This window comes from Roseateles sp. P5_E11 (assembly GCF_054049355.1).
This window is the reverse complement of sequence record NZ_JBFUMO010000969.1, coordinates 1-1,356: the sequence shown is the minus strand read 5'-3', so window position 1 is coordinate 1,356 and position 1,356 is coordinate 1. Positions and strand designations below refer to the sequence as shown.

Here is a 1,356-nt window from a genome sequence, read left to right as displayed (position 1 = left end):
TCCGCACCGGGCTTGTTCAAGGGCTGGAACTGCCACAGCCCGTCCAGATGCGAGAAGGGGCCGTCGACCAGCTCCATGCGCACGCTGCGGCCGTCCTCGTTGTGGTTGCGCGTGGTGAAGGCGTGGCGCACGCCAGCGTACGCCAGGTGCAGGCGTGCCGTGACGGTGTCGGCCTCACGCCCCAGCACCTCGACCTTGTTGCACCAGGGCAGGAACTCGGGATAGCGCTCCACCGCGGTGACCAGCTCGTACATCTCGCGGGGTGTGTACCAGAGCAGAACGGACTTTTTGACCTGCTTCATAGAATCCACAAATTGTATTGAGGGGCTTCGCCCCCATTTGCGACCCCATGTCCATCGCCGAGAACCGCCGCGCCCGTTACGACTACCACATCGAAGAACAGTTCGAGGCGGGCGTCGTTCTCTCCGGCTGGGAGATCAAGGCCATCCGCGCCGGCCAGGTCCAGCTGACCGATGGCTACGTGATGATCAAGAACGGCGAGCTGTTCCTGATCGGCTGCCGCATCAATGCGCTGCGCAGCGCGTCAACCCACGTCACGCCCGAAGCCGACCGCACCAAGAAGCTGTTGATGCACAAGGCCGAGATCAAGCGGCTGGTCGGCAAGATCGAGCAGCGCGGCTTCACCCTCGTGCCGCTGAACCTGCATTACAAGGGCGGCCGCGTGAAGGCCGACATTGCGCTGGCCAAGGGCAAGGCCCAGCATGACAAGCGCGAGACGGAGAAGAAGCGGGACTGGGAGAGAGAAAAGGGCCAATTGATGCGACACGCATCAACAGGCCGTAAGGACTGATGAGTCGCGTAGCGGCTCATTGGACCTTTCGCCAAAAGGGGCAATTGATGAGGCACAAGGTCTCAAACAAGAGCTGACAGCGCCTGTTCGATGTCGGCCTTCAGGTCGGCCCCATCTTCCAAGCCGATCGCGAATCGCACCAGCGTGCCGCCATTGAACGGCAGCGGCAGGTCGCGGCTGCGGCTCATGTCGTAGGGCACGGCCAGGCTCATCGGGCCGGCCCAGGAATAGCCAATGCCGAATAGCTGCAGCGCGTCGACGAAGGCATCGACTTGTGCAGCGCTGTATTCCGGCCTGAAGACGGCAGAGAACAAGCAGGCTGCGCCCGCTCCACCAACCGCCAGCCAGTTCTCATGCCCAGGCGAGCCCCGCAGCGCGGGATGGAAAACCTGCGCCACCTCGGGCCGATCCGCCATCCAGTTCGCGAGCTGGCGTGTCACATGATCCTGGGCCGCATAGCGCAGCGGCATGGTCGGCAAACTGCGCAGCACCAGCTCGACGTCGTTCTGCCCCAGGCCATAGCCCAGGTGCTCGTGAGCATGGTT

The 1,356-nt window shown here is 63.3% G+C and carries 3 protein-coding genes; 1 reads left to right on the top strand and 2 read right to left on the bottom strand.

Annotation, left to right across the window (positions count from 1 at the left end):
- Window positions 1-302, bottom strand: a 302-nt coding sequence (locus tag ACXJKR_RS32580) for a type II toxin-antitoxin system RatA family toxin (protein WP_457326382.1), incomplete at its 3' end; no start/stop codon positions are given.
- 47 nt (window positions 303-349) lie between these two features.
- Here ACXJKR_RS32580 and smpB point away from each other — a divergent pair.
- A complete protein-coding gene (gene smpB, locus ACXJKR_RS32575) occupies window positions 350-811 on the top strand; it encodes an SsrA-binding protein SmpB (protein ID WP_457326381.1) in 462 nt (153 codons plus the stop codon).
- A 62-nt stretch (window positions 812-873) separates the two neighbouring features.
- On the opposite strand, the gene ACXJKR_RS32570 is transcribed toward smpB, so the two are convergent.
- Window positions 874-1,356 (bottom strand): PLP-dependent transferase (locus tag ACXJKR_RS32570; RefSeq protein WP_457326380.1); only part of this gene is annotated, 483 nt, incomplete at its 5' end.